Origin of the sequence: Sphingopyxis sp., assembly GCF_019459305.1 — a bacterium.
Taxonomy (GTDB): Bacteria; Pseudomonadota; Alphaproteobacteria; order Sphingomonadales; family Sphingomonadaceae; genus Sphingopyxis.
The window spans coordinates 1-24,533 of sequence record NZ_JAIBES010000035.1; the positions used below are offsets into that span (position 1 = coordinate 1).

General features: G+C 64.9%; 27 protein-coding genes. 18 read left to right on the forward strand and 9 right to left on the reverse strand.

Going from position 1 to position 24,533, the window contains the following annotated elements:
• Positions 1-189 precede the first annotated feature (189 nt).
• Both K0M74_RS03620 and K0M74_RS03625 read right to left on the reverse strand, forming a co-directional pair.
• Complete coding sequence (locus K0M74_RS03620; protein WP_293968106.1) at positions 190-723, reverse strand: SRPBCC family protein; 534 nt, start codon at positions 721-723, stop codon at positions 190-192.
• A gap of 2 nt (positions 724-725) precedes the next feature.
• On the reverse strand, positions 726-1,103 hold the full coding sequence (locus K0M74_RS03625) for a metalloregulator ArsR/SmtB family transcription factor (protein WP_293968109.1): 378 nt from the start codon (positions 1,101-1,103) through the stop codon (positions 726-728).
• Positions 1,104-1,293: 190 nt separating this feature from the next.
• Here K0M74_RS03625 and K0M74_RS03630 point away from each other — a divergent pair, with 190 nt between their 5' ends.
• The 12 genes from K0M74_RS03630 to phhA all read left to right on the forward strand — a co-directional run bounded on the left by K0M74_RS03630 (position 1,294) and on the right by phhA (position 14,708).
• Positions 1,294-2,013: a peptidylprolyl isomerase gene (locus K0M74_RS03630; protein ID WP_293968112.1), complete on the forward strand. Its 720-nt coding sequence runs from the start codon at positions 1,294-1,296 to the stop codon at positions 2,011-2,013.
• A gap of 62 nt (positions 2,014-2,075) precedes the next feature.
• Positions 2,076-2,867, forward strand: coding sequence for an outer membrane protein assembly factor BamD (locus K0M74_RS03635; RefSeq protein WP_293968115.1), 792 nt, complete (start codon positions 2,076-2,078; stop codon positions 2,865-2,867).
• Positions 2,868-2,914: 47 nt separating this feature from the next.
• On the forward strand, positions 2,915-4,582 hold the full coding sequence (gene recN / locus K0M74_RS03640; protein ID WP_293968118.1) for a DNA repair protein RecN: 1,668 nt from the start codon (positions 2,915-2,917) through the stop codon (positions 4,580-4,582).
• Positions 4,579-5,241 carry a hypothetical protein gene (locus K0M74_RS03645; protein WP_293968121.1) on the forward strand — a complete coding sequence of 221 codons (663 nt, stop codon included), beginning with the start codon at positions 4,579-4,581 and terminating at the stop codon, positions 5,239-5,241. Before recN ends, K0M74_RS03645 begins: the two co-directional genes overlap by 4 nt.
• Positions 5,242-5,245: 4 nt before the next feature.
• The gene (locus tag K0M74_RS03650; RefSeq protein ID WP_293968124.1) at positions 5,246-5,932 is read left to right on the forward strand and encodes a GNAT family N-acetyltransferase; all 687 of its coding nucleotides are present in this window, start codon (positions 5,246-5,248) and stop codon (positions 5,930-5,932) included.
• Positions 5,929-6,330 (forward strand): antibiotic biosynthesis monooxygenase family protein, encoded by a 402-nt coding sequence (locus tag K0M74_RS03655; RefSeq protein ID WP_293968127.1) that lies wholly within the window; start codon positions 5,929-5,931, stop codon positions 6,328-6,330. The genes K0M74_RS03650 and K0M74_RS03655 overlap by 4 nt, the downstream gene beginning before the upstream one ends.
• Positions 6,327-8,456: an NAD-dependent DNA ligase LigA gene (gene ligA / locus K0M74_RS03660; RefSeq protein ID WP_293968130.1), complete on the forward strand. Its 2,130-nt coding sequence runs from the start codon at positions 6,327-6,329 to the stop codon at positions 8,454-8,456. Before K0M74_RS03655 ends, ligA begins: the two co-directional genes overlap by 4 nt.
• Positions 8,457-8,624: 168 nt before the next feature.
• A complete protein-coding gene (locus tag K0M74_RS03665; protein WP_293968133.1) occupies positions 8,625-9,794 on the forward strand; it encodes a sterol desaturase family protein in 1,170 nt (389 codons plus the stop codon).
• Positions 9,795-9,905: 111 nt separating this feature from the next.
• Positions 9,906-10,328 carry a DUF2946 family protein gene (locus K0M74_RS03670; protein WP_293968136.1) on the forward strand — a complete coding sequence of 141 codons (423 nt, stop codon included), beginning with the start codon at positions 9,906-9,908 and terminating at the stop codon, positions 10,326-10,328.
• A 71-nt stretch (positions 10,329-10,399) separates the two neighbouring features.
• Positions 10,400-12,430, forward strand: coding sequence for a TonB-dependent receptor (locus K0M74_RS03675; RefSeq protein WP_293968139.1), 2,031 nt, complete (start codon positions 10,400-10,402; stop codon positions 12,428-12,430).
• Positions 12,431-12,445: 15 nt separating this feature from the next.
• Positions 12,446-13,798: a PepSY domain-containing protein gene (locus tag K0M74_RS03680; RefSeq protein ID WP_293968142.1), complete on the forward strand. Its 1,353-nt coding sequence runs from the start codon at positions 12,446-12,448 to the stop codon at positions 13,796-13,798.
• Between the two features lie 40 nt (positions 13,799-13,838).
• Positions 13,839-14,708 (forward strand): phenylalanine 4-monooxygenase, encoded by an 870-nt coding sequence (phhA, locus tag K0M74_RS03685; RefSeq protein WP_088442625.1) that lies wholly within the window; start codon positions 13,839-13,841, stop codon positions 14,706-14,708.
• 34 nt (positions 14,709-14,742) lie between these two features.
• Here phhA and K0M74_RS03690 read toward each other — a convergent pair whose 3' ends face one another.
• From K0M74_RS03690 to K0M74_RS03705, 4 genes are all read right to left on the reverse strand, one after another.
• On the reverse strand, positions 14,743-15,711 hold the full coding sequence (locus K0M74_RS03690; protein ID WP_293968147.1) for a 50S ribosomal protein L11 methyltransferase: 969 nt from the start codon (positions 15,709-15,711) through the stop codon (positions 14,743-14,745).
• Between the two features lie 129 nt (positions 15,712-15,840).
• On the reverse strand, positions 15,841-16,533 hold the full coding sequence (locus K0M74_RS03695; RefSeq protein WP_293968150.1) for an SDR family oxidoreductase: 693 nt from the start codon (positions 16,531-16,533) through the stop codon (positions 15,841-15,843).
• 156 nt (positions 16,534-16,689) lie between these two features.
• Complete coding sequence (locus K0M74_RS03700) at positions 16,690-18,042, reverse strand: methyl-accepting chemotaxis protein (protein WP_088442619.1); 1,353 nt, start codon at positions 18,040-18,042, stop codon at positions 16,690-16,692.
• 126 nt (positions 18,043-18,168) lie between these two features.
• Positions 18,169-18,642, reverse strand: a complete 474-nt coding sequence (locus K0M74_RS03705) for an Lrp/AsnC family transcriptional regulator (protein WP_293968155.1) — start codon at positions 18,640-18,642, stop codon at positions 18,169-18,171.
• A 159-nt stretch (positions 18,643-18,801) separates the two neighbouring features.
• On the opposite strand from K0M74_RS03705, the gene ald reads away from it, so the two are divergent.
• The 6 genes from ald to sdhA all read left to right on the forward strand — a co-directional run bounded on the left by ald (position 18,802) and on the right by sdhA (position 23,304).
• Positions 18,802-19,917, forward strand: coding sequence for an alanine dehydrogenase (gene ald / locus K0M74_RS03710; protein WP_293968160.1), 1,116 nt, complete (start codon positions 18,802-18,804; stop codon positions 19,915-19,917).
• A 20-nt stretch (positions 19,918-19,937) separates the two neighbouring features.
• A complete protein-coding gene (locus tag K0M74_RS03715; RefSeq protein ID WP_293968163.1) occupies positions 19,938-20,180 on the forward strand; it encodes a hypothetical protein in 243 nt (80 codons plus the stop codon).
• 37 nt (positions 20,181-20,217) lie between these two features.
• Positions 20,218-20,412 carry a hypothetical protein gene (locus K0M74_RS03720; protein ID WP_293968166.1) on the forward strand — a complete coding sequence of 65 codons (195 nt, stop codon included), beginning with the start codon at positions 20,218-20,220 and terminating at the stop codon, positions 20,410-20,412.
• Positions 20,413-20,655: 243 nt separating this feature from the next.
• Positions 20,656-21,099: a succinate dehydrogenase, cytochrome b556 subunit gene (gene sdhC / locus K0M74_RS03725; RefSeq protein WP_293968169.1), complete on the forward strand. Its 444-nt coding sequence runs from the start codon at positions 20,656-20,658 to the stop codon at positions 21,097-21,099.
• Positions 21,099-21,500 carry a succinate dehydrogenase, hydrophobic membrane anchor protein gene (gene sdhD / locus K0M74_RS03730; protein WP_293968172.1) on the forward strand — a complete coding sequence of 134 codons (402 nt, stop codon included), beginning with the start codon at positions 21,099-21,101 and terminating at the stop codon, positions 21,498-21,500. Before sdhC ends, sdhD begins: the two co-directional genes overlap by 1 nt.
• 1 nt (position 21,501) lies before the next feature.
• Positions 21,502-23,304: a succinate dehydrogenase flavoprotein subunit gene (gene sdhA / locus K0M74_RS03735; protein ID WP_293968174.1), complete on the forward strand. Its 1,803-nt coding sequence runs from the start codon at positions 21,502-21,504 to the stop codon at positions 23,302-23,304.
• 61 nt (positions 23,305-23,365) lie between these two features.
• Here the strand turns inward: sdhA and K0M74_RS03740 are convergent, their stop codons facing one another.
• The 3 genes from K0M74_RS03740 to K0M74_RS03750 all read right to left on the reverse strand — a co-directional run bounded on the left by K0M74_RS03740 (position 23,366) and on the right by K0M74_RS03750 (position 24,511).
• Positions 23,366-23,842 (reverse strand): type II toxin-antitoxin system RelE/ParE family toxin, encoded by a 477-nt coding sequence (locus K0M74_RS03740; RefSeq protein WP_293968177.1) that lies wholly within the window; start codon positions 23,840-23,842, stop codon positions 23,366-23,368.
• A gap of 95 nt (positions 23,843-23,937) precedes the next feature.
• A complete protein-coding gene (locus K0M74_RS03745; protein WP_293968180.1) occupies positions 23,938-24,225 on the reverse strand; it encodes a hypothetical protein in 288 nt (95 codons plus the stop codon).
• A 76-nt stretch (positions 24,226-24,301) separates the two neighbouring features.
• A complete protein-coding gene (locus K0M74_RS03750) occupies positions 24,302-24,511 on the reverse strand; it encodes a DUF167 family protein (RefSeq protein WP_293968183.1) in 210 nt (69 codons plus the stop codon).
• Between the last annotated feature and the right edge of the window lie 22 nt (positions 24,512-24,533).

Below are 24,533 nucleotides of genomic sequence, written 5' to 3' on the forward strand. Positions count from 1 at the left end.
GGGACCGTCGCCGCAGGCGATGGTGGAGGGGCGGCGACGTTGCGCCATGACCCGTCCGTCTGCGGCTACGCCGCTGCCCACCTCCCCATGGCTTCGCCACAGGGAGGATAAACGGCTAGAACCGGTCGCTGCCAGATGTCAGTAAGGGGCCACTCGCGCGGCTCCCACCGTCCTGTCGAAATGGCTCGATCAGCCCTTTAGCCGAGCCGCATATTCACCGCGCAGGCGCACAAAATTGTCCCAGTGCGGCGTGGCTGCGGTACCGCGCAGCTTGGCCTCCAGCACATCGACATGCGAATGCCAGCCGGCGCTTACGTTCAGCAGCAGCGAGGCATCGGCGACGCGGCGATGGGTGATTGTCAGCGACACATGGGCGCCCTGCTCGCGCAGCGTGAAGGTCACGCCGCCGGTGCTGCCCCAGCTGATCGCCAGCCGGTGCGGGGCGTCGAATTCGAGGACTTCGCACGTCATGCGATGCTCTTCGTCCATGCCGTCGGGGCGAGTGCCGGGCGGGTCGGTCAGTTCGTCGTTGCGCCAGACCAGGTCGACCGGGGCGCCGACCCGTTGCTCCATCGCCCCCGCAGCGAGCCAGTGGCGGCGCAGATCGCTGTCGACAAGATGGGCCCAGATGCGCCCGATCGGCCCGGGCAGCAGGCGTTCGAGCGTCATGGTCGCGTCCTCGCTGACCACGCCATAATCGTCGGCTGTCGTCATGATATTCATCGTCATTCTCCTTCTTTCCCGGGGAGGGGTGGCTTGGGGGGGGGCGGTGCGGCGTCTTCGGCGCGCAGCAGCTGTTCCAGGGTATCGAGGCGGTCGGTCCAGAAGCGGCGATAGACGCCGAGCCACTCGTCGGCGGACATCAGCGGTGCGGGGTCGAGGCTACAGACATGCGTGCGACCGCGGATGTCGCGACGGATCAGTCCGGCGGCTTCAAGTACCTTGATATGTTTCGAGGCCGCCGCGAGCGACATCGCGAAGGGCTGGGCGAGCTCGCCCACCGTGCGTTCTCCGGCGGCAAGGTCGCCGAGCATGGTGCGCCGCGTGGCGTCGCCGAGGGCGTGGAAGACGGTGTCGAGTGCGTGCGAATTATGTTCAACCATGTGGTTTAATATAATCAAGCGGTAAACATTGTCAACCAGATGGTTTAATTATTTCCTCGGGTGTCGCGTTCCAACGGCCCGCAAGATTGGCATCGAACGTGCGGAACAGGTTCGCTTTGGTGGCACCTGGCAATGGCATGCCGAAAATTCCGGCTTTCTTGGACGTAAGGAGCGGGTCATAAGAAGAGCCATGCTGACCATGATCCTCTCGCTCGCCCTAGCGGCCCAGGCCGCTCCGGCCTCGCCGCCCACTGCCCCCTCGCCACCGCGGCCGCGGCCGACCTTTGCGCCGCCACCACCACCCCCGCCGCTGCCGGTGCCACGCGATTCCGCGGCGATCGACCCGCGCCCGCATGTCGCGCTGGTTACTGACCTGGGCACGATCGTGGTGCGGCTGGAAAACGAGCGGGCGCCGGTGACGGCGGCCAATTTCCTGCGTTATGTCGATGCCAAGCAGATGGACGGGTTCAAATTTTATCGCTCGACCAAAAGCTGGGGGCCCGGCAACCAACTGATCCAGGCGGGCAATCGCGGCGATGCGCGCGGGAATTTTCCGCCGATCGCGCACGAGCCGACGAAGGCGAGCGGGCTGACCAATTGCAAGGGCGCATTGTCGATGGCGCGGCTGAACCCCGGCGATGCGACGACCGATTTTTTCCTGCTGCTCTCCGATATCAAGGGGTTCGACAGCGATTCGCCGGGCGGTGACGGTGCGGGCTTTGCGGTGTTCGGCGAATTGGTTGCGGGCACCACGGTAGCTGAGGCGATCTTCAATGCGCCGGTCTCGCCGACCGCGGGGCAGGGCGTGATGGTCGGCCAGATGCTCGAGCCGCAGGTGACGATCAAGACCGCGCGCCGCGTTCCCGCGCCCGCGGATGCGCCCAAGGGGTGCGTAGTGCAGGCGCCGTAAATCTGCGCTGAGCCGTCCATCATTTATTTTGCGTTCATCCGCGCTGTGGCTATACCGCGCGCATGACTCAGCGTTTACCCTCGCGCGCCATGACGCGCCTGCTCGCCGCCGCCCTGATTATCACGCCGCTTGCGGCCTGCGCCGGCGGTGGCGGGTCAAAGCCCGATACGCGCTATGTCGCGCGCGACGTCAACACGCTGTACCGCGCGGCGCAGGACCGGCTCGATCGCCAGCAATATGGCCTTGCGGCGGCGCTGTTCGACGAGGTCGAGCGCCAGCATCCCTATTCGCCCTGGGCGCGCCGCGCGCAGCTGATGAGCTCATTCAGTTACTATATGGACCGCGAATATACCCCGGCGATCGAAGCCGCGCAGCGGTTCCTGGCGATCCATCCGGGCAACAAGGATGCGCCCTACGCTTATTATCTGATCGGTCTCAGCTATTATGAGCAGATCAGCGACGTCACCCGCGACCAGAAAATCACCCAGCAGGCGTCCAACGCGCTCGGTGAAGTGATCCGCCGCTATCCCGACAGCCGTTATGCGTCGGACGCGCGGCTCAAGGTCGATCTGGTGCAGGACCATCTGGCGGGCAAGGAAATGGAAATCGGCCGCTTCTATCAGCGCAGCTCGAACTGGCTGGCGGCATCGATCCGTTTCCGCGAGGTCGTCGACAAATATCAAACGACGAGCCATGCGCCCGAAGCGCTGTACCGCCTGACGGAATCCTATCTCGCGCTGGGAATTCCCGTCGAAGCGAAGAAGTCGGCCGCGGTGCTGGGTGCCAACTATCCGGGTAACGAATGGTACGACCGCGCCTACAAGCTGATGCAGAAGCACGCGCCGAGCGCCTGATCGCGCCGGGAATAGATTCTGCCTTTGTTCTGCGGTAAGGACGGCTCGTGCTAACCGCTTTATCCATCGCCAATATCGTTCTGATCGAACGGCTCGACCTCGATTTCGCGGCCGGATTGGGTGTGCTCACCGGCGAGACGGGAGCGGGCAAGTCGATCCTGCTCGACGCGCTAGGGCTCGCGCTGGGTGCGCGCGCCGACAGCGCGCTGGTGCGGCAGGGGAGCGGGCAGGCGCAGGTGACCGCGAGTTTTGTCGCGCCGGTGGCGGGTACGCCGCTCGCTGCGCTGCTCGCCGGCAACGAGATTGCGCTGGAGCCGGGCGAGCCGCTGCTGGCGCGCCGCACGCTCAAGGCCGACGGCGGCAGCCGCGCGTTCCTGAACGACCAGCCCTGTTCAGCGGCGCTGCTGCGCGAGGTTGGTGGGCATCTGGTCGAGATCCATGGTCAGCACGACGATCGCGGGTTGCTCGCGCCGGCGGGGCATCGCGCTTTGCTCGACGCCTTTGCGCGCGCCGACACGGGCGCAGTGGCAGCGGCGCATACGGCGTGGCGCGCGGCCGAAACAAAGCTGGCGGCGGCGCGCAGCGCGCTCGATGAGGCGACGCGCGACCGCGAATGGCTGGAACATTGCGTCGCCGAACTGCAGGTGCTCAGCCCGCAGCCGGGCGAGGATACCGAACTGTCCGAAGCGCGCGCGGCGATGCAGAAGGGCGAAAAGATCGCGGGCGATTTGGGCGCGATCCTGGAGGCGTTCGAGGGCAGCGACAGCGGCCCGGCGCTGCTGCGCGGCGCGGCGCGGCGGCTCGACCGGGTCGCGGGCGATCACCCGCTGCTTGCCGAAGCGCTCGCCGGGCTCGATCGGGCGATTATCGAGGCCGACGAGGCCGAGACGCGGCTGCGCGAAGCTGCGCGGGCGATGGAATATGACCCCGAACGGCTCGACGCGACCGAGACGCGTCTGTTCGAACTGCGGGCAATGGCGCGCAAGCACAATGTCCAGCCCGACGAGCTCACGGAGCTCAGTGGCACGCTCGCGGCCCGGCTCGATGCGATCGAGGGCGGCAGCGCCGGGCTCGCGAAGCTGGAGGCCGCAGTGGCGGAAACCGCCGCCGCCTACACCCATATTGCGAGCGCGCTGTCCGACCTGCGCGCCAAGGCCGCGGCGCGGCTCGATGCCGCGGTGGCGGGCGAACTGGTGCCGCTGAAGCTCGACGCGGCGCGGTTCCAGACGCTGGTCGAGCGCTTGCCCGCCGAACGCTGGGGGCCAGAAGGCATCGACCGCGTCGAATATCTGATTTCGACCAATCCCGGCGCGCCCTTTGCGCCGCTGGCGAAGATCGCGTCGGGGGGCGAGTTGTCGCGCTTCATCCTCGCGCTCAAGGTCGCGCTCGCCGAAGAGGGTGGAGCGGACACGATCATCTTTGACGAAATCGACCGCGGCGTGGGCGGCGCGGTCGCGTCGGCGATCGGCGAGCGGCTGGCAAGGCTGGCGGGCGCGGGCAAGCAATTGCTGGCGGTGACGCACAGCCCGCAGGTCGCGGCCAAGGGCGCAGCGCATTTCGTCATCGCCAAGTCAAGCGAGGGCGTGGTGACGCGCACGAGCGTTCACGCGCTTGACGAAGCGGGCCGCCGCGAGGAAATCGCGCGGATGCTGTCAGGCGCCGAGGTGACCGCCGAAGCGCGGGCGCAGGCGGAAAGGCTGCTGGAGACGATATGACCGACGACCGGAGACAGGATTACCGCGAACAGGGTTATCTTGCGTTGCCGGGGTTTGTCCCGACCGATGTGACGCACGCCTTCCTCGCGACGCTGAAATCCGACCTGATTCGCGGCGGGGTGTCGTTCGACGCGCTGAAACGAGGCTCTGCATTGCTCAAGACCGAGGCGGTCGAGGTGTATGGCCAGCAATATCCGCCGATGGCGACGTTCCTGTGGGGGATGACTCCCGCGATCAGTACGCTGGTCGGCCATGACCTGCGCCCGACCTATTGCTATTTCCGTATGTACCGCGCGGGCGATATCTGCCGTGTCCATTCGGACCGCCACGCGTGCGAACATAGCTTGTCGCTGCTGCTTGCGGCGAGCGACGACAAGGCCTGGCCGCTCGAGGTCGGGTCGCAGCATATCGAAACACCGCGCGAACGTGCCGATGCCGATTTTGGCGGCGAAGCCTATGGGTCGGTGCCGATGCTGGCCGGCGATGCGGTGCTGTATCAGGGCGTTCACCGCCTGCACGGGCGGCTGATGCCCAATCCCAACCGCTGGTCGGCGCATCTGTTCCTGCACTGGGTCGATCCCGCCGGACCTTATGCGGCGCAGGCGTTCGAGGGGATGCAGATCCCCGCGACCGAGGCGCTGGCGATGGAAGGGCGCTGAACCCATGACCGCGCACCCGCTCGACCGGCCAGTGTGGAGCATGCTCACCGGACGGCAGGCGCATCTGGCGGAGGGGGATGCGCGCGCGCTGCGGCTCGACCGCGGTTATGGCGTGTTTGGGGTCGCCGCCGATACTGGCGCCGAGGCGCAGGCGGCGCTCGCGGCGCTGATTCCCCAGGGTGAGGACTTGTGGATCGTCGAGGGCGAGCGCTGGCCGGTGCCCGCCGGGGTGCGCGAGGTGAAGCGTGCGGTGCTGACTCAGATGGTCGCCGAAGGGGCGCCGCCGACGGCGCGCGACGGCGAACCCGCGATCATCGGTCTGGGCGAGGCGGATGCGGCCGAGATGGCGGCGCTGGCTGACCACGCCAAGCCCGGGCCATGGGGGCCTAAAACGCATCGCTATGGGCCGTTCTTTGGGATCCGCGACGATGCTGGCCGCCTGCTCGCGATGGCAGGGCAGCGGATGCTGATGCCCGGCATAGCCGAAGTGAGCGGGGTCTCGACCTGGGCCGATTGCCGCGGCCGCGGCTATGCCCGGGCGCTGATCGGCCATGTGATGCGCGACATGGTGGCGCGCGGCGAACAGCCGTTCTTGCACAGCTATGCCGACAACGCCGGGGCGATCGCGCTGTATGAATCGCTGGGCTTTCGTATCCGGCGTGCGGTGCATGTGCTGGTCATTGCGGAATGATGGATCGGCGTGCGCATCTGGCCGGGTTGCTGGTGATGGCGGCGATGGACCTGCCTGCGCGGCAATTGCAAGCAATGCAGGATGTCATGGCGGACAAGATCGTGCCCCAATATGGCCTGATCGGGCAGATGAACGCCAAGCCGGGTCAGCGTGCCGCACTTGCCGCGATCCTGCAGGAAGGCACGGCGGATATGCCCGCAAACCTGAGTTATCTGGTCGGCAAGGATATGGTGAATGCGGACGCCTTGTGGATCGTCGAATTCTGGACGGACAAGGATGCGCACGCGGCGTCGCTTGCCTTGCCGCAGGTACGAGCGGCGATCACGAAGGCGCGCCCGATCCTCACCGGCTTTGGCACTCGCGCCGAGTTTAAACCCCTGTTCGACGAGAGCGAATGACCGACATTTCAGACTTGACCGAGGCCGATGCTGCCAACGAACTTATGCGGCTGGCGAAGTCCATCGCGTATCACAACCGGCTGTATCATGCCGATGACAGTCCAGAGATTTCGGACGCGGATTATGACGCGCTGGTGCGCCGCAACAATGCGCTGGAAGAAGCTTTTCCGCACCTGATCCGCACCGACAGTCCGAACAAGCTGGTGGGCGCCGCAGTCGAGGCGTCGCCGCTCGCCAAGATCACCCACGCCCAGCGGATGATGAGCCTCGACAATGCGTTCGCCGACGAGGATGTCGCCGAATTTGTCGCGCGGGTGCGGCGGTTCCTGAACCTGTCCGAAGGCGCCGAGGTTGCGCTGACCGCGGAGGACAAGATCGACGGGCTGTCCTGCTCGCTGCGCTATGAGCAGGGGGTGCTGGTGCAGGCGGCGACGCGCGGGGACGGGAATGTTGGCGAGGATGTGACGCCGAATGTCCGCACCATATCGGATGTACCGGAAAAGCTGGCCGGAAAGTCGCCGGACGTGTTCGAAATCCGCGGCGAAATCTATATGGCCAAAGCGGATTTTGCTGCACTCAATGCTGCGCAGCAAAAAGTCGAGGCGAAGGTCTTTGCCAACCCGCGCAACGCTGCCGCCGGATCGCTGCGGCAGAAGGATGCGAGCGTCACCGCGGCGCGGCCGCTGCGCTTTCTGGCGCATGGCTGGGGCGAGGTCAGCGAGGTGCCTGCGGCAACACAATATGGCATGATGCAGTTGATCGAAAGCTGGGGGGTGCCGGTGTCGCCGCTGCTTGGTCGTTTCGACAGCGTGGCCGACGTGTTGGCGCATTATCGCGATATCGAGGCGCGGCGCGCCGAGCTGCCTTATGACATCGACGGCGTGGTCTATAAGGTCGACCGGCTCGACTGGCAGGCGCGGCTGGGGTTCGTGGCGAAGGCGCCGCGCTGGGCCATCGCGCATAAGTTCCCCGCCGAACGCGCGCAGACGACGTTGGAGGCGATCGACATCCAGGTCGGGCGCACCGGCAAGCTAACCCCGGTCGGGCGGTTGACTCCGGTGACGGTTGGCGGGGTGGTGGTGTCGAACGTCACGTTGCACAACCGCGACGAGGTTGGGCGGCTGGGCGTGCGCCCGGGCGATCGGGTGGTCGTGCAGCGCGCGGGCGATGTGATCCCGCAGGTGGTTGCGAATCTGACCCGCGATGAGGCACGCGACGCCTATGTCTTTCCGGATCATTGCCCGGTGTGCGGAAGCGAAGCGGTCGCCGAGGAGGGCGAGGTCGATGTGCGCTGCACCGGCGGGCTGATCTGCGCGGCGCAAAAGTTCGAGCGATTGCGTCATTTCGCCAGCCGCGGGGCACTCGATATCGAGGGACTGGGCGAGAAAAGCATCGCCGAATTTCTGGAGCTCGGCTGGCTCGACAAGGGGCCGGCGGATATTTTCCGGCTGCATCGGCACCGCGACGAACTGCTGGTGCGCGAGGGGTGGAAGGAAAAGTCGGTCGACAATCTTTTCGCCGCGATCGAGGCGAAACGCGCGCCCGACGCGGCGCGGCTGCTGTTCGGGCTGGGCATCCGTCATATCGGTGCGGTGACCGCGCGCGATCTGCTGAAAGGTGTGGGTAACATCACGCTGCTGCCCGCCAAGGCAGCCGAGATTAACGCTTATGTCGAGGCAAACCCGCGCGCCGAGGGCGAATCCGACGGCAAATATGTGACGCGCAAGATGGAGGCGATCAAGGCGATCCTCGACGTCCGCGCCGACGGCATCGGCCCCGCGGTCGCCGAGGCGCTCGGCGATTTCTTCCACGAACCGCACAACCGCGCGCTGTGGGACGATTTATTCTCCGAGGTGTCGCCGCCACCCTTTGTCGTCGAAACGCGCGCGAGCGAAGTGTCTGGGATGACGGTGGTGTTCACCGGCAAGCTGGAGACGATGAGCCGCGACGAGGCGAAGGCGCAGGCGGAGGCATTGGGCGCCAAGGCGGCGGGATCGGTCAGCGCCAAGACCGACCTGGTCGTCGCGGGGCCGGGGGCGGGGTCGAAGCTGAAGCAGGCGGCGGCGCTGGGGATACGGGTGATTGACGAGGCCGCGTGGGCGGCAATTGTCGTGGCGGCAGGGTAGGATGATCCTCCCACTTGTGGGGAGGTGGCAAGCCGCAGACTTGACGGAGGGGGCTTGCGTCATCAAGCCTCGCTTTCAGAACGATTGCCCCCTCCACCATGCTTCGCATGGTCCCCCTCCCCCCGCAAGCGGGGAGGAATTGGGCGGGGCAAATGGGGTGGGGACCATATGGCCAAACGCGACTATCTGAACCATCTGATGCGCGATCTGGAATCGCATACCGAGGTGAGGCGGTTCGGTAGCGGGTGGTTGTCAGGTTTTTTCGCCCTGCTGTTCGCGATCGTCGGGTTCGGGATGGTGATCGCGTTGCGCTTTCCCGACTGGTTTGCGACGCCCGAACTCGCAATCATCAAAGATTGGGGCGGGTTTCGCGGGGTGGTGCATCTGGTGCTGCTCGCGAGTTACGGGCTTGCGCTGCTCAGCCTGTTGCTCCGCCTCCGCAAGGTGTTGGGCGCGACTGCGCTGATCATCGCGCTGGCCGCGACGCTGATCGGTGGCGCCAATGTCCAGCCCGCTGAGACGCGGAGCTGGGGGATTTTCTTCGGGCTCGATTTTTTTGTCGTCAATCTGCTGATCACCGGTTTCATGTTCGCGCCGCTCGAACGATTGTTCCCGCATCGCCGCGCGCAACGCCTGTTCCGCACCGAATGGCGCGAGGACCTATTCTATTACCTCGTCAGCACGATGTTTGTGCAGGTGCTGGGCTTCCTGGCGCTCGCGCCGTCGACGATCATCAATGAGAATACGTCGAGCTGGCAGGCATTTCGCGCCGGGATCGCGTCGCTGCCCTGGATCGTCCAGTTCGCGATCGTGCTCGTCGCGTCGGATCTCGCCCAATATTGGTACCACCGGCTGTTCCACAAGGTGCCGTTCCTGTGGGGCTTTCACGCGATCCACCACAGCGCCAAATCGATGGACTGGCTGGCGGGATCGCGGATGCACTTCGTCGAGATCATCCTGCTCCGCTCGATAACCTCGCTGCCGCTGTTCACCCTCGGGTTCAGCCCGTCGGTGATGCAGGCCTATATCGGTTTCGTCTATGTGTGGTCTTCGCTGCTCCACGCCAATGTCGGGGGCAATTTCAACCGGCTGGGCCACTGGATCGCGACGCCGCGTTTCCATCATTGGCACCACGGGCTGGAACGCGAGGCGTTCGACGTCAATTTTGCGATCCACTTTCCGTGGCTCGACAAGATTTTCGGGACATTTCATCTGCCGAAGGACCGCTGGCCCGAGAATTACGGCATTCCCGAAGATGTACCGAAAAATTACTGGGGGCAGTTCCTGTATCCGTGGCAGCGGACGGGGAAGAAGATCGACGAGACGCCGGCGGAATAGACTCTGTCGTCATCGCGAGGAGCCGAAGGCGACGCGGCAATCCAGAGCGGAGCAAGGCCGCCCCTAGATTGCGTCGCTTCGCTCGCAATGACGAGGTAAGATGGCTTGTCAGTGATCGACATCGATCATAATGGCCGCCGCGTGAGTCTGCTCGCCGCCTTTCGCCGTCCCGGCATTTTGCTGCTGTTGCCGCTGCTGCTCGCGATCGGCTCGCGGGTGCTGGTCGCGCCGGGGTGGATGATCGAGAGCGATGCGGGCGGGTCGATCACCGTGCGCATCTGTTCGGACCCAACCGACCCCGGCAAGACGGTAACGATCCCGCTGGAAAAGGCGGGTAGTCACGACGCGGGCGAGACGCAGCAGCATTGCCCGTGGGGCGCGCTCGCCAATGCGCCGATCGTCCCCGCTGAACCCGTGTTGCTTGCCGCACCGATGGTTGCGGCGCCGACCCCGGTTGCGGTGCGGTCGCTGGGCTATGCGCCGGGTATTGCGTCACCACTGCCGCCCAGTACCGGACCGCCCGCTTTCGCCTGAACCAGATTAAACGGCCGCCCGCGCAGATGCGCGGCGCGGCGCTTTGCTGACTTCACGCGAAAGATTGAACCATGACACCTCACGCCTATCGGGCGGCGCCCTTGCTGGCGCTCGCCTTCTCGCTCGTCCCTGTCGCGGCGCACGCCGCCGAGGCCGAAGCCGATCCGACGATCATCGTCACCGCCCCCGAACTGACCAACGACGCCGAAGCGCGCGTCGCCAAGACCGCGGGCGGTGCCGATGTCGTCAGCCATCAGGATTATGCCGACAAGTCGATCGTCAGCTTGCGAGATACGCTCGCCTTTTCGCCCGGCGTCTATCTCCAGCCGCGCTATGGGCAGGAGGTCCGCATCTCGATCCGCGGATCGGGGCTGTCGCGCGGGTTCCATATGCGCGGGCTGACGCTGCTCCAGGACGGGGTGCCGATCAACCTGGCCGACGACAATGGCGATTTCCAGGAACTCGAGCCGATCTTTTTTGACCATCTCGAAGTGTATCGCGGCGCGAATGCACTGCGCTTCGGGTCGGGGACTTTGGGTGGCGCGGTCAATGGCGTGACGCCGACCGGGCGGACGGCCGAAGGCTTTTACCTGCGCGGCGATGTCGGCAGTTTCGACAGCTATCGCGGGCTGGTGTCGGCGGGCGTTGCCAGTCAGCGCGTCGATGCGTGGGCGGCGGTCAGCGCCGACACGTCGAGCGGCGACCGCGATCATGTGAATCGGCGCAGCTTTCGCTTTCACGGCAATGTCGGGCTGAAGCTGAGCGACGTCGTTTCGACGCGTTTCTATGCGAGCTATAACGACATCATGCAGCAAATCCCCGGCGCGCTGACCTTCAACCAGGCGCTGACCACCCCGCGCGTCGCCAGCGCGGCAGCCGTGGCGGGCGATCAGGCGCGCGACATCGTGTCGCTGCGGCTCCAGAACCGCACCACGTTCGACTGGGGGGCGTTCAAGCTCGACGTCGGCGGCTTCGTCAATGCGAAGTCGCTCTATCACCCGATCTTTCAGGTGATCGATCAGGACTCGCTCGATCTCGGCGGCTTCTTCCGCGCCGATTATGCCGCGGGGCCGGTCGAGGTCACGCTGGGCGGAGAGCTGCGCCGCGGCAGCACCGACGCGCGCCAATATGTCAATGTCGCGGGGCGGCGCGGCGCGCTGGTGTTCGATGCCGACCAGACCGCGCGCACCGCCAATGTCTATGGAGAGGTGCGCGTGCGACCGGTGGAGCAGCTGACCTTGATCGCGGGCGGCGTCTATGCCGACGGTTTCCGCAAGCGGCGGGTCAATGTGTCGACGTCGCGCGACGGCCGGATCGAATTCGACGCCTTTTCACCCAAGTTCGGCGTGCTGTTCGAGCCGAACGAAAATGTGCAATTCTTCGCCAATTACAGCCGCTCGGCGGAATTTCCCGGTTTTGGCGAAGTGTTCCAGACCATCGGCACTCCGCCGATCAGCCAGGTGGTGTCCACCATCCGCCCGCAGCGCGCCTGGACGGCCGAGATCGGAACGCGCGGCAGGACCGGCATCGTCAGTTGGGATCTGGCGCTCTATCGCTCGACGCTGAAGGGCGAATTGCTGCAATTCACCACCAATGTCAGCATTCCTGCAGCGACCTTCAACGCCGACCGCACGCTGCATCAGGGGATTGAGGCGGCGCTGGAAATCGCGCCGACCGACTGGCTGCGGCTGCTGCAGGTCTATACGTACAGCGACTTCCGCTTCCGGAATGACAGCCAGTTCGGCGACAACCGCCTGCCGGTGGTGCCGAAACATGTCTACCGTGCCGAGGCGCGGATCGGAAGCGACGCGCTGCACATTGCGCCGAATGTCGAGTGGGTGCCCAACGGTCCCTACGTCGATTACCGCAATCTGGTGCAAACGCCGGGCTATGCGTTGCTGGGCGTGACCGGCGGGGCGCGGATTGCCGAAGGGATCGACGCGTTTGTCGATGTCCGTAACATCACGGGCAAGAAGGCGATCGGCGACATCAGCGCGGTGATCACTGCCACGGCGCCGTCGGTGGTCACACCGGCCGCTTCGGCGATCTATTATCCGGTCGAGCGCCGCGCGGTGTCCGCCGGCATTCGCGCGCGCTTCTAAGCGAAAGGACAGGGGATGACCGACATCAACCGGATTCCGCTCTATCGCACGATCTGGCGCTGGCATTTCTATGCCGGGCTGTTCGTCATCCCTTTCATCGTCATGCTGTCGGTGACGGGGGCGGCCTATTTGTTCAAGCCGCAGCTCGACCGGTGGCAGGAAAGCGCGTGGCGCGGGCTGCCTACGGCAAAGCGGGTCGATGCCGATGCGCAGGTGAAGGCGGCGCTGACCGCCTTTCCCGGAGCAAGCTTCCATTATTATCGCGTGCCGGAGGCGCTGGGCGATGCGGCGATCGTCCATGTCGGCTTGCCGGACGGCGGTATGCGCGATGTGGCGGTGGCACCGCAGGGACAAGTGATCGGGTCAGCCAATCCCGACGACCGCATTTCGGCGTGGTTGGCAAAGATCCATGGCAGCCTGTTGATCGGCAAGCCCGGCGGGATCATCGTCGAGCTGGCGGCGAGCTGGGCGATCGTCATGATCCTGACCGGGCTGTATCTGTGGTGGCCGCGCGGGCGCGGGATTGGGGGGGTGGTATGGCCGCGGCGGGGGCTGGGCGGGCGCACGGCGCTGCGCGACCTGCATGCCGTCACCGGTTTCTGGGTGTCAGGACTGGCGCTGGTGCTGCTGCTCACCGCGCTGCCGTGGACCGATGTCTGGGCGCAGGGCTTTCGCGCCGTGCGCGCCGAGATGGGGTGGGTACAGGGCGCGCAGGACTGGAAAAGCGGTGCGGCGGATCATTATGCGGCGCATGATCATAGTGCGATGGCCAAGGCGATGCCCGGGCCGGTCGCGGTCGGCGATGCGCCGCGCGTCCTGCTCGACCGCATCGTGCTGCGCGCGCGGAACGAGAATTTGCCCGCGCCGGTAATCATCCAGCCGCCGGGGGCGCCGAACATGTTCGGGCCGCCCAATGGCGACACCTGGACGCTGACCACCCGGACGCAGAACCGGCCGCTGGTGCGCAAGGTGAGTTATGACGTCGTCACCGGGATCGAGGTGTCGCGCAGCGGCTTTGTCGACAAACATGTGATCGACCGCGTCGTCGGGATCGGCATCGCCTGGCATGAGGGGGCCTTGTTCGGGATCGTCAGCCAGTTGATCGGGGTGCTCACCGCGTTGATGCTGATGATTCTCGCCGTCTCCGGATTTCTGATGTGGCGCCGCCGCAAGCCCGACGATGCGCTGGGCGCCCCGCCGCTGCCGCGCGATCCGGCGAAGCTTAAAGGGGTTGCGGCGATCATCTTGGCGCTGGCTGCGCTGCTGCCGTTGCTCGCGGCCTCGCTGATCTTGCTATGGATCGTCGATCGGCTCATCATCCCGCGCCTTCCGCGCGCCGCGCGTTGGTTGGGAATGGCGCGCGCGTAAGTGGTTTCTTTTGAAACCAGTTCATGTTAGGTCGCAGCTTATGAAAGACGGCTTTACCCATGTCCACGCAACGCCGCCGCCGGGTGCCGCGGCCGACTGGACGATTTCGCAAAATTGGGACGCGTTTACCGCCGCCGAACATGCGATGTGGGACAAGCTGTTCGCGCGCCAGTCGGCGATGCTGCCCGGACGCGCGTCGGACGCGTTCCTGCGCGGGATCGACGTGCTGAAGCTCGAAAAGCCGGGGATTCCGGACTATCGCGAGCTGAATGCGCGGCTGATGGCGGCGACCGGGTGGCAGGTGGTCGCGGTGCCGGGACTCGTCCCTGACGATGTGTTTTTCGACCATCTGGCGAACCGGCGCTTTCCCGCGGGCAATTTCATCCGCACCCCCGAGCAGCTCGATTATTTGCAGGAACCCGACGTGTTCCACGACGTGTTCGGTCATGTCCCGATGCTCGCCGACCCGGTGTTCGCCGATTATATGGTCGCCTATGGCGAGGGTGGGCTGCGCAGCCTGAAGTTCGATGCGCTAAAGCAGCTGGCGCGGCTGTACTGGTACACAGTCGAATTCGGGCTGATCCGCGAGGCGGGCGGCCTGCGCATCTATGGCGCTGGGATCGTATCCTCCTATGCAGAAAGTGTGTTCGCGCTGGACAGCGACAGCCCGAACCGGATCGGGTTCGACCTCGCGCGGGTGATGCGGACCGATTACCGGATCGACGATTTTCAGCAAAATTACTTCGTCATCGACAGTCTGGACCAGCTGCTCGACACGACGGTGAACACCGATTTTGCGCCGCTTTACGCCGCCAATGACGCGCTGCCGCCGATTGCGATTGCAGATATCTTGCCGGATGACGAAGTCGTCACGCGTGGCACGCAGGATTACGCGACGGCGAAAGCCTGATGAACCATCTCCTCCCGCAAGGGGGAGCGGAATGCTACCAGCTCCCGAAACTCGCATCCGCCGGGTCGGCGCGGTGGAAAGCGCGTTCCTTGCGGCGCCAGCCATAGCGGCGGCGTTTGACCAGCAGCAGGCATGGCCATTCGGAGCTGCCGCCGCGCGCGGCGAGGCGGAAACCTTGCGCGCGGTAGGCCGCGAGCACGGGTTCCATCTGGCGCGCGATCAGTCCGGCGAGGATGGCATGGCCGCCGGGCGCGGTGGCGACCGCGATGTCGGGAGCGAGAGTGATCAGCGGCCCGGCGAGGATATTGGCGATGACGAGATCATAAGGTGCGCGGTGGCGGATCGCCGGATGGTCGGTCCCCGGCGCGACCTCGAGCGTCAGCGCGCCGCTCCCGCGGCCAAGTGGCACGTGGTTGATCGCGGCGTTATCGCGGGTGACGAAAATGCTGGCGGGGTCGATGTCCGATGCAATCGTCCGCGCTGCCGGCCATAAGGCCATTGCCGCAAAGGCGAGCAGGCCGGTGCCGGTACCTATGTCGGCGATGTCGCGCGGTGCGATGCCCTTGCGCTTCAGTCGGTCGAGCATCGCGAGGCAGCCCGCGGTGGTATCGTGGCCGCCGGTGCCAAACGCTTGGCTTGCGTCGATCAGGAAGGGCGTGGTGCCGGGCGGGACGCGGTCGGCGTAACTGCTGGTGTGGACGAAGAAGCGGCCCGCCTGTACGGGTTCGAGTCCCTGCTGCGACAGCGTGACCCAATCCTGTTCGACCAACTGTTCGACGATTGGCTTATGGCCTTTCGCGCTCGGCACGAGCGACTGGAGCAGGCTCAGCAGGGCCGCTCCGGGCTTGTCGTCCATATAGGCGTCGAGCTGCCACAGCCCCGCATCCTCATCAATTTCGCGCGTCACCACAACCGGCGGCTCGGCCAGCGCATCGAGCGGCGAGCCGTCCGACACAGCTTCGGCCTCGGCGCGGGTGCAGGGGAGCGAGATCAGCCAGCTCATTTGTGTCGCGCCGTGATGACAAAAATGCTGTTTCCCTGCGAAGGCAGGGACCCATCACCGGTCGTTTCGGATTTCGGCGGCGGGAGATGGACCCCCACCTTCGCGGGGGAACAACCCTGATTTTGTCGCTTAGCGCACATAGCTGGCGCCGTTGACGTCGAGGACCGCGCCGGTCATCGACGCGGGCGCGTCGATAGCGCACCAGCGCGCCATTTCGGCGACCTCCTCCGGCATCGCGACGCGGCCCAACGGAATGTCGGCGAGCAATTTGTCTCCGTCGCGGCTGGCCAGATAGTCGTCGGCCATGCCGGTCATCGTGAAACCGGGGCAGATCGCAAAGGCGAGGATATTGTCAGCGGCATAGGCGCGCGCGATCGTCTTGGTCATTGCGACCATGCCCGCTTTTGACGCGGCATAATGCCAGTGCGCCGGGCTGTCGCCGCGGTGCGCGGCGCGGCTGGCGATGTTGACGATGCGGCCTGCGGCCTGGCGTTCTTGCCAATGGAGGACGGCGCGGCGGCAGAGGTCGGCGCTGGCGGTCAGATTGATCTGCTGCGTGCGGTTCCAGTTTTCCAGCCAGTCGGCGTCGGTGTTGTCGAGCGGGCTGGCCTCAAAGATTCCGGCATTGTTGATCAGCACGTTTATGCGGCCGTCGAGCCGGTCGAGGCTGGCCTGCCACAGGCGGGCGGGGGCCGCCGGGTCGGCGAGGTCTCCGTCGGCGCTGGAAAGCGCGACGATTTTTGTGGCGGCCGAAGTCAGCGCGGCGGCGATCGCGGCGCCGATGCCGCGGCTGGCGCCGGTGATCAGAATGTGGGTTTGCATGGGGTGGCTTTAGGCAGCGCGGCTGCCCTTGCCAAGTTGCAGCGATGTCATACGTTATCGTCATCCCGGCGAAGGCCGGGATCTCGCCGGTGCGTCAGCTGGCGAGGGTAAGACGCCGGCCTTCGCCGGGGTGAACGAGAAGGGTGGATTGTGCGGTTACGCCACCCGGCGGCTGAACTCGCTCGCGGCCTGTTCCAGCTGCTGCAAGCGCCCGCCCATCTTGCCGAATTCTTGGCTCAGCACGCTGATTTCGCTCGCGACCATGCCCGAATCGTTGCGGATGCTGGCGATCGTCGACGACATGCTGTCCGCGGCAAGCGCGGTTTCGTCGACGGCGGCGGTGATCGAAGTAACCGTCTGTGCCTGCGCATCCATCGCGTCGCGAATGCGTTGCGCCGATTGCTGGACCTCGACGATCGTCGCCTGGATCGACTGGTTGGCGGAAACCGACCCGCGCGTCGCTTGCTGGATCGCAGTGATCTTGCCCGCAATGTCGTCGGTCGCGCGGGCGGTTTCGTTGGCGAGGCTTTTGACTTCCTGCGCCACGACAGCAAAGCCGCGCCCCGACTCGCCCGCGCGCGCGGCCTCGATCGTGGCGTTCAGCGCGAGCAGGTTAGTCTGGCCCGCGATCTCGCGGATCAGACCCAGGATCGATTCGATCGATTCGGCGTGGTGCGACAGTGTTTCCGACATCGCGACGGCTTCGCCTGCTTGTTCGGAGGCGCGGGTGGCAACGCTCGCCGATGCCTCGACCTCGCTGCGCGCATCCTCGATCGCGCGGATCAGTCCGGCGGCGGTCGAGGCGGCTTCGCGCATCGCCATCGCCGATTGTTCGGATGCGGCGGCGACTTCGCTGGTCTTGGCGATCATGCCTTTCGCCGCCTGGTCGGCGGAGGCGGCCTGTTTGGCGAGCTGTTCGCGCACCCCGTCGGTGTCCTGCACCAGCGAGGCGATCGAGCGGTCGAAATCGCCCGCGAGCGACTGGCGTTCGCTGGAGATCACTGCGCGATCGAGCTTTTCAGCATAACGCTGCATAATGTCGAATTCGAGCAAGGCCAGCCGGTTTACCGCGCTGGTCAGCCGCGTCAGGCGCGCCGCATCGTCGATGCAGGCGGCAACAACATATTCGATGGTCAGGCGCTGGCTTTCGGCAATGCACGACATGACCGAGGCAAGCGGCAATTTGACCCGCCGCGCCATATGCGCGTTCTGGCACGCGATCGTTGCGACTTCCTGTCCGGCGGCGTCGGCATATTTGACTTCGGAGTGGCGCGCGCTGCCGCGCACATAGGATTCGAGAAGTTCGCCTTCGACTGCGCGTTCGACACTGGGCAGCGCATTGAACGCGTCCCAATAGGCACGGGCGACGGCTTCTTCGCGCCCGGCGATGATCGTGTAGATCTCGGCGGCATTGGCGGCAAGCTGGCCGTCGAGGTCGTAATAGGGGAAGCGGTCGGCCATCGAAATCGGGTCGATTTGCTGCTTATGAATCGGATTTTCCTTCACCATGATCCTGCTTCCCTGATCGATCCCGACGCACGAGTCTGGCGCCCGCCTGTCGTCCGCAAAACATATGACCCGGCTATGCGGTGCTTTTGGTAAATTGCGCGTTAACCAGCACCGCGTTTTTCGCGGCTAGTGCGCCTCGCCCGCAGGAACCGGATAGCCCTCGAACGCCTTGATCGTGCGCAGTGCAAAGGCGCTGTGCATGGCCGCGACCCCGGGCAGGCGCGAAAGGCAGTGGCGGTGCAGCCGGTCGAAATCGGCGACGTTTCGCGCCGCGACGCGTAGTCGGTAATCGGACGCGCCCGACAAAAGCTGGCATTCGAGGATCTCGTCGAAGCTTTTGACCGCGCTTTCGAACGCGGTCAGCGCCTCTTCGCTCTGCGACGTCAGGCTGATGTCGACGAACACATCAAGCCCGAGACCGATGCGCTCGGGCGCAAGGCGCGCGGTATAGCCGGTGATGATCCCCGAAGCCTCCAATGCGCGGATGCGGCGGTGGCACGCCGACGCCGACAAGCCGACCGCTTCGCCCAGCTCGGCGGCGGGGCGCGGACCACCGCGTTGCAGCAAGTCGAGGAGCTTGCGGTCGATTCGATCAATCATTGTGCGTCCTTGGCAAGTTTAGCGCAAAATTTGTGCGCGTTTGTCGCGAAATCAGCGATGATATGCAAGCACCTCGCGCGCTGTTTCTGCTATCAGGCGCAGCATGAACGACGCGGCGCCGGGACAGCGCGACCGGCGGCGAACCAATGGAGAGCGACCATGATCATCGGCACCCCCAAGGAAATCAAGAATCACGAATATCGTGTCGGGCTGACCCCCGAAAGCGCGCGCGAACTCAGCGCGCATGGCCACCGCGTGCTCGTGCAGACCGGCGCCGGCGAGGGCATCGGCGCACACGACCGCTATTATGTCGAGGCGGGCGCCGAGATCGTTCAGACGGCCGAAGAGATTTTCGCGACCTGCGACATGGTGGTGAAGGTCAAGGAACCGCAGTCCGGCGAGCGCGCAATGCTCCGCGAGGGGCAGATCCTCTATACCTATCTCCACCTTGCGCCCGATCCCGATCAGACGCGCGACCTGATGAAATCGGGCGCTGTGTGCATCGCCTATGAAACCGTCACCAGCCCGCACGGCGGCCTGCCGCTGTTAAAGCCGATGAGCCAGGTTGCGGGGCGCATGTCGATCCAGGCCGGCGCGACCGCGCTCGAAAAGGCGCATGGCGGTCGCGGCGTGCTGCTCGGCGGCGTTCCCGGCGTCGCGCCGGGCAAGGTGTGCGTGATCGGCGGTGGCGTCGTCGGCTTCAACGCGGCGCAGATGGCGGCGGGCCTCGGCGCCGACGTCACCATCCTCGACCGCGACCCCGAAGTGCTCGAACGCGTCGGTACTTTCTTTGAATCGCGCGCCAAGACGCGCTTTTCGAACCGTGCCAATCTGGCCGAATGCGTCGCCGAGGCCGATTTGGTCATTGGCGCGGTTCTGATCCCCGGCGCCGAAGCGCCCAAGCTCGTCACGCGCGAGATGCTCGGCACGATGCAGGCGGGCTCGGTGCTCGTCGACGTCGCGATCGATCAGGGCGGCTGTTTCGAAACCAGCCATGCGACGACCCACGCCGACCCGACCTATGTCGTCGACGGCATCGTTCACTATGCGGTCGCCAACATGCCCGGCGCGGTCGCCCGCACCAGCACCTATGCGCTCAACAATGTCACTTTGCCGCACGCGCTGCGCATTGCCGATCTGGGCTGGAAGGAAGCTTTGCGACGGGACGTGCATCTTGCGCAGGGTTTGAACGTATGGAATGGCAAGGTGACGTTCGAAGCCGTAGCGGAAGCGATCGGAACCGATTATGTGTCTGTTGAGCAGGCACTCGCCTGAATACAAGGACATAAGTGATCATGACCGACCAATCTCCCCCGCCGCCGCCCCAGGACGACGAACCCGAAGAAAATGAAGTGCTGCGCGCGGCGCGCGAGCAGCGTCAGCAGAAAGAAGCCGCCGACGCGGCCCAGGCGGCGGATCGCGAAGCGACGAAGGGCGGCAAGCGCGGCTGGAAAACTGCGGCCGCGGCGGGGCTGGGTATCGGTTCGGCGGCGGTGATTGCGGCGCTGCTTTACGCGAACCGCGACAAGATCAAGTGACGGATCAACCCGTTCGGCTGACCTGAACGGAATGGCAATGCGTGATCCGGGCGAAAGCCGGGATATAGGTAAGGAAGAAGGGTCGAGAGTCCCTTTTTTTTGCGACAGAATGGCTGCCTTGGGTTGGGAAGCGGCCATTTCCAACTTCGTCATGCTGAACTTGTTTCAGCATCGATGGCCCGACCCCTTGTTTCACGCCGCGCCGAAGGAAACGGCAGGCCATGAACCCTGAAACAAGTTCAGGGGACGCAATAAGCAATGCCCGACCTTCGTTCTTTCAGAGCGAAGTCGAGAACCCATCGATAAGGAAGCAACCCGAATTGCATCCCAATGTCGATAGCGGTCTGCACGCCAACATAAAGCGGCGCTGCCCCCATCGATTTCTTCCCGCCCACGCCCGCTAAGCAATTGCATATCGCGTCCATGGCGCTAAACCGGCGCCCATCGACCGAATAGAGTCAGAAACGGGGCTGATATGGCTGGCAACGAACCGAATGCGCGCCCGCGCGCGCCGCACTTGCAAGTGTATAAATGGGGCCCCGCGATGGCGGTCTCGATCCTTCATCGCGCCAGCGGCGACGGCCTGGCGATTGTCGGCGCAGGCCTGTTTCTGTGGTGGCTCGGGGCGATTGCGGCTGGACCCGAGGCTTATGCGTCGTTTGTTGCATGCATCTGGCATGATCCCAACCCCGAAATCAGCCTGTTTCACCAGATCACCAACATATTGGGCAAGGTCGTGCTGATCGGGCTGACCTGGGCCTTTTTCCAGCATCTGTTTTCGGGGCTGCGTCACCTCGTGCTCGACACCGGCGCGGGATATGAGCTCAAGACCAACAAGCTGTGGTCGATCGTCGTGATCGCCGCGGGCGTGTTCGCGACCGCCGCGACCTGGCTTTATATCATGGCGGGAGCACTCTGATGGGCGACGGCTCGCATCTCGGCAAGGTCCGCGGCCTTGGCTCGTCGGGGCATGGTTCGCACCACTGGCTGCAACAGCGTCTGACCGCGCTCGGCAATATCTTGCTTGTCGGTTTCCTGTTCGTGTCGCTGATACGGCTGCCGCTCGGAGATCATGGCGCGGTGCTGCGTTGGGCGGCGAACCCGATGGTCGCGCTCGCGCTGATCCTGATGGTGGTCAGCGTCTTCTGGCATCTGCGGCTCGGCCTCACCGTATTGCTCGAGGATTATGTCCATGGGCCGATGCGCTTGCTCGCGCTCGTCCTGCTCAATTTCTACGCCATCGGCGGCGCCGCCTACGGGATCTTTACGATCGCCCGCATCGCGCTGGCACCCGTCGTGGCCGGCCCGGGGGGCATGTGACATGACCGAAGCTTACAAGATCATCGACCATATCTATGACACCGTCGTCGTCGGCGCCGGGGGATCGGGCCTGCGCGCGACCATGGGCAGCGCCGAAGCGGGGCTGAAGACCGCGTGCATCACCAAGGTGTTCCCGACCCGCAGCCACACCGTTGCGGCGCAGGGCGGCATCGCCGCATCGCTGGGCAACAATTCGCCCGACCATTGGCAATGGCATATGTACGACACCGTCAAGGGTTCCGACTGGCTCGGCGACCAGGACGCGATCGAATATATGGTCCGCGAAGCACCGCAGGCGGTGTACGAGCTTGAACACGCCGGGGTGCCCTTCTCGCGCAATGCCGACGGCTCGATCTATCAGCGTCCGTTCGGTGGCCATATGCAGAATATGGGCGAAGGCCCGCCGGTCCAGCGCACCGCCGCCGCCGCCGACCGTACCGGCCACGCGATGCTCCATGCGCTCTATCAGCAGTCGCTGAAATATGACGCCGACTTCTTCGTCGAATATTTTGCGCTCGACCTGATCATGGAAAATGGCGAGTGCCGCGGCGTGATCGCGCTGTGCATGGACGACGGCAGCATCCACCGTTTCCGCTCGCAAGCCGTCGTGCTCGCGACCGGCGGCTACGGCCGCAGCTATTTCACCGCGACCTCGGCGCACACCTGCACCGGCGACGGCGGCGGCATGGTGCTGCGCGCCGGGCTGCCTTTGCAGGACATGGAGTTTGTTCAGTTTCACCCGACCGGCATTTACGGCGCCGGCGTGCTGATCACCGAAGGTGCGCGCGGCGAGGGCGGGTATCTGACCAATTCCGAGGGTGAGCGGTTCATGGAACGCTATGCCCCGTCTGCCAAGGATCTGGCGTCGCGCGACGTCGTGTCGCGCTCGATGGCGCTCGAAATTCGCGAAGGCCGCGGTGTCGGCCCGCACAAGGACCATATCTTCCTGCACCTCGACCATATCGACGCGGCGGTGCTGGCTGAGCGGCTGCCCGGCATTACCGAAAGCGGCAAGGTGTTCGCGGGGGTCGACCTGACGCGTCAGCCGCTGCCAGTCGTGCCGACGGTCCATTATAATATGGGTGGCATCCCGTGTAATTATCATGGCGAAGTCGTGACCTTGGGCAAGGACGGACCCGATACCGTCGTCCCCGGCCTGTTCGCGGTCGGTGAAGCGGCCTGTGTGTCCGTGCATGGCGCGAACCGCTTGGGCTCGAACAGCCTGATCGACCTCGTCGTCTTTGGCCGCGCGACCGGGCATCGCCTACGCGACATCATCAAGCCGGGTGCGGCGCAGCAGCCGCTGTCGACCGATAGCGCCGATCTGGCGCTCGGCCGTCTCGACCATTTCCGTCACGCCAAGGGCGGCTCGCCGACCGCGGAAATCCGCACCGAGATGCAGCGCGCCATGTCGGCGCACGCCGCGGTGTTCCGCACCGACGAACTGATGGCCGAGGGCAAGGAAAAGCTGACCAAGACCTACCAGCGGATGAACGACGTCGGCGTCACCGACCGCAGTCTGATCTGGAACACCGACCTGGTCGAAACGCTCGAGCTCGACAATCTGATCAGCCAGGCGACGGTCACGATGCATTCGGCGTATAACCGCAAGGAAAGCCGCGGCGCTCACGCACATGAGGATTTCCCGAACCGCGACGATGCGAACTGGATGAAGCACACGGTGGCATGGTTCGACGGATGGGGTGGCAAGGGCGGCGGCGTTCGCCTCGATTACCGCCCGGTTCACGAATATACGCTGTCGGACGATGTCGAATATATCAAGCCGAAGGCGCGGGTTTATTGAGGGAGCGGCGGGGTCGGAGTTCTGCGCGAAACCAAGTGCAGCAAGCTGACGCCAGGCGATCCTAATCTGTCAAATGGCGGACGGCATCGCGGCGCTCGTGCATCACGCGAACGACGTCGATCTTTTCGTCTTCGATCAGGAAGAAGATGAAGTGATGTCCGCTCCGCATCCGGCGTGGCCCCGGACAGGCTTCCCACTCTTCGGGATAGCGCAGACCGTTGATGGCGAGACGATCGATAACTTTTGGAATGTCACCGACGTAGCGAAGCGCCTGGTCGCGACCCCCTTGTTCGATGGTGTAGTCGGCGGCGTCTTCGATATCCACTTCCGCCTCGGGGTGCACGACGATGTTATGCATCGCCTTCGGGGCCGAACTTTCGTTCCATGAAAGCATCCCAGTCGAATGGCTGTGGGGGCCGCTGTCGATGCCTTTCTGAATTTCGCGCCGCAAAGCCTCGGCCCGGTCATCATAGGCGATATAGCGCCGCATCGCTTCGCGCACGACTTCGCTCGTCGTCGCAAATTCGCCCGATTCCACCTTGCGGCGTGCGAATTTGATGAAGGGTTCGCCGAGGGCGACCGATGTGTTTTTGCGAGCCCTGACGTCAAATTACCAAAATTCGGTACCAGCGGCTAGAACCAGCTTTCGATCGGGTTGATGTCCGAGAAGGGCCGATCGACGTCCTGGCCCATAATCCAAAGCTTCTGGCACGCAATGGCGAAAAAGATCAGCGCGACGGTCCACACGATGAAGGTCTTGCGCGCGATCCAGCGGCGTTCGGCTTCGGCGGCGGCGGCCCGCGCCTTGTAATCGATGCCGAGCTCGCCCTCGAACTCGGCAACCAGCTGCGCGCGACGGGTACGCGAGATATTCGCGATACTCGCGTTACTTTCATCAACCTTTGCGCGGCGAGTCGCCATTGTTGCACCCTGACCCAGATAGTCCTGCCGCCGGACATAAGGCACAGCCCCTGCGAAAGCGTTAACTTGAGGCAAATCAATCGGGCGCGATCGCGATGAGTTTGATCCGACCCGTCGCGCCACGCAGCAGGGTGAGGTCGCGGCGCGGGCGGCCCAGAGCGGCGGCGAGCAAAGCGAGCACGGCATGGTTCGCAGCGCCGTCGGCAGGCGGGGCGGTGACGCGCAGAAGGACGCTTTGACCGTCGATCTGCACATCGTCGCGCGCTGCGCCGGGCGTGACCCGCACCTCCAGCCTGCCGGTCGGCGCC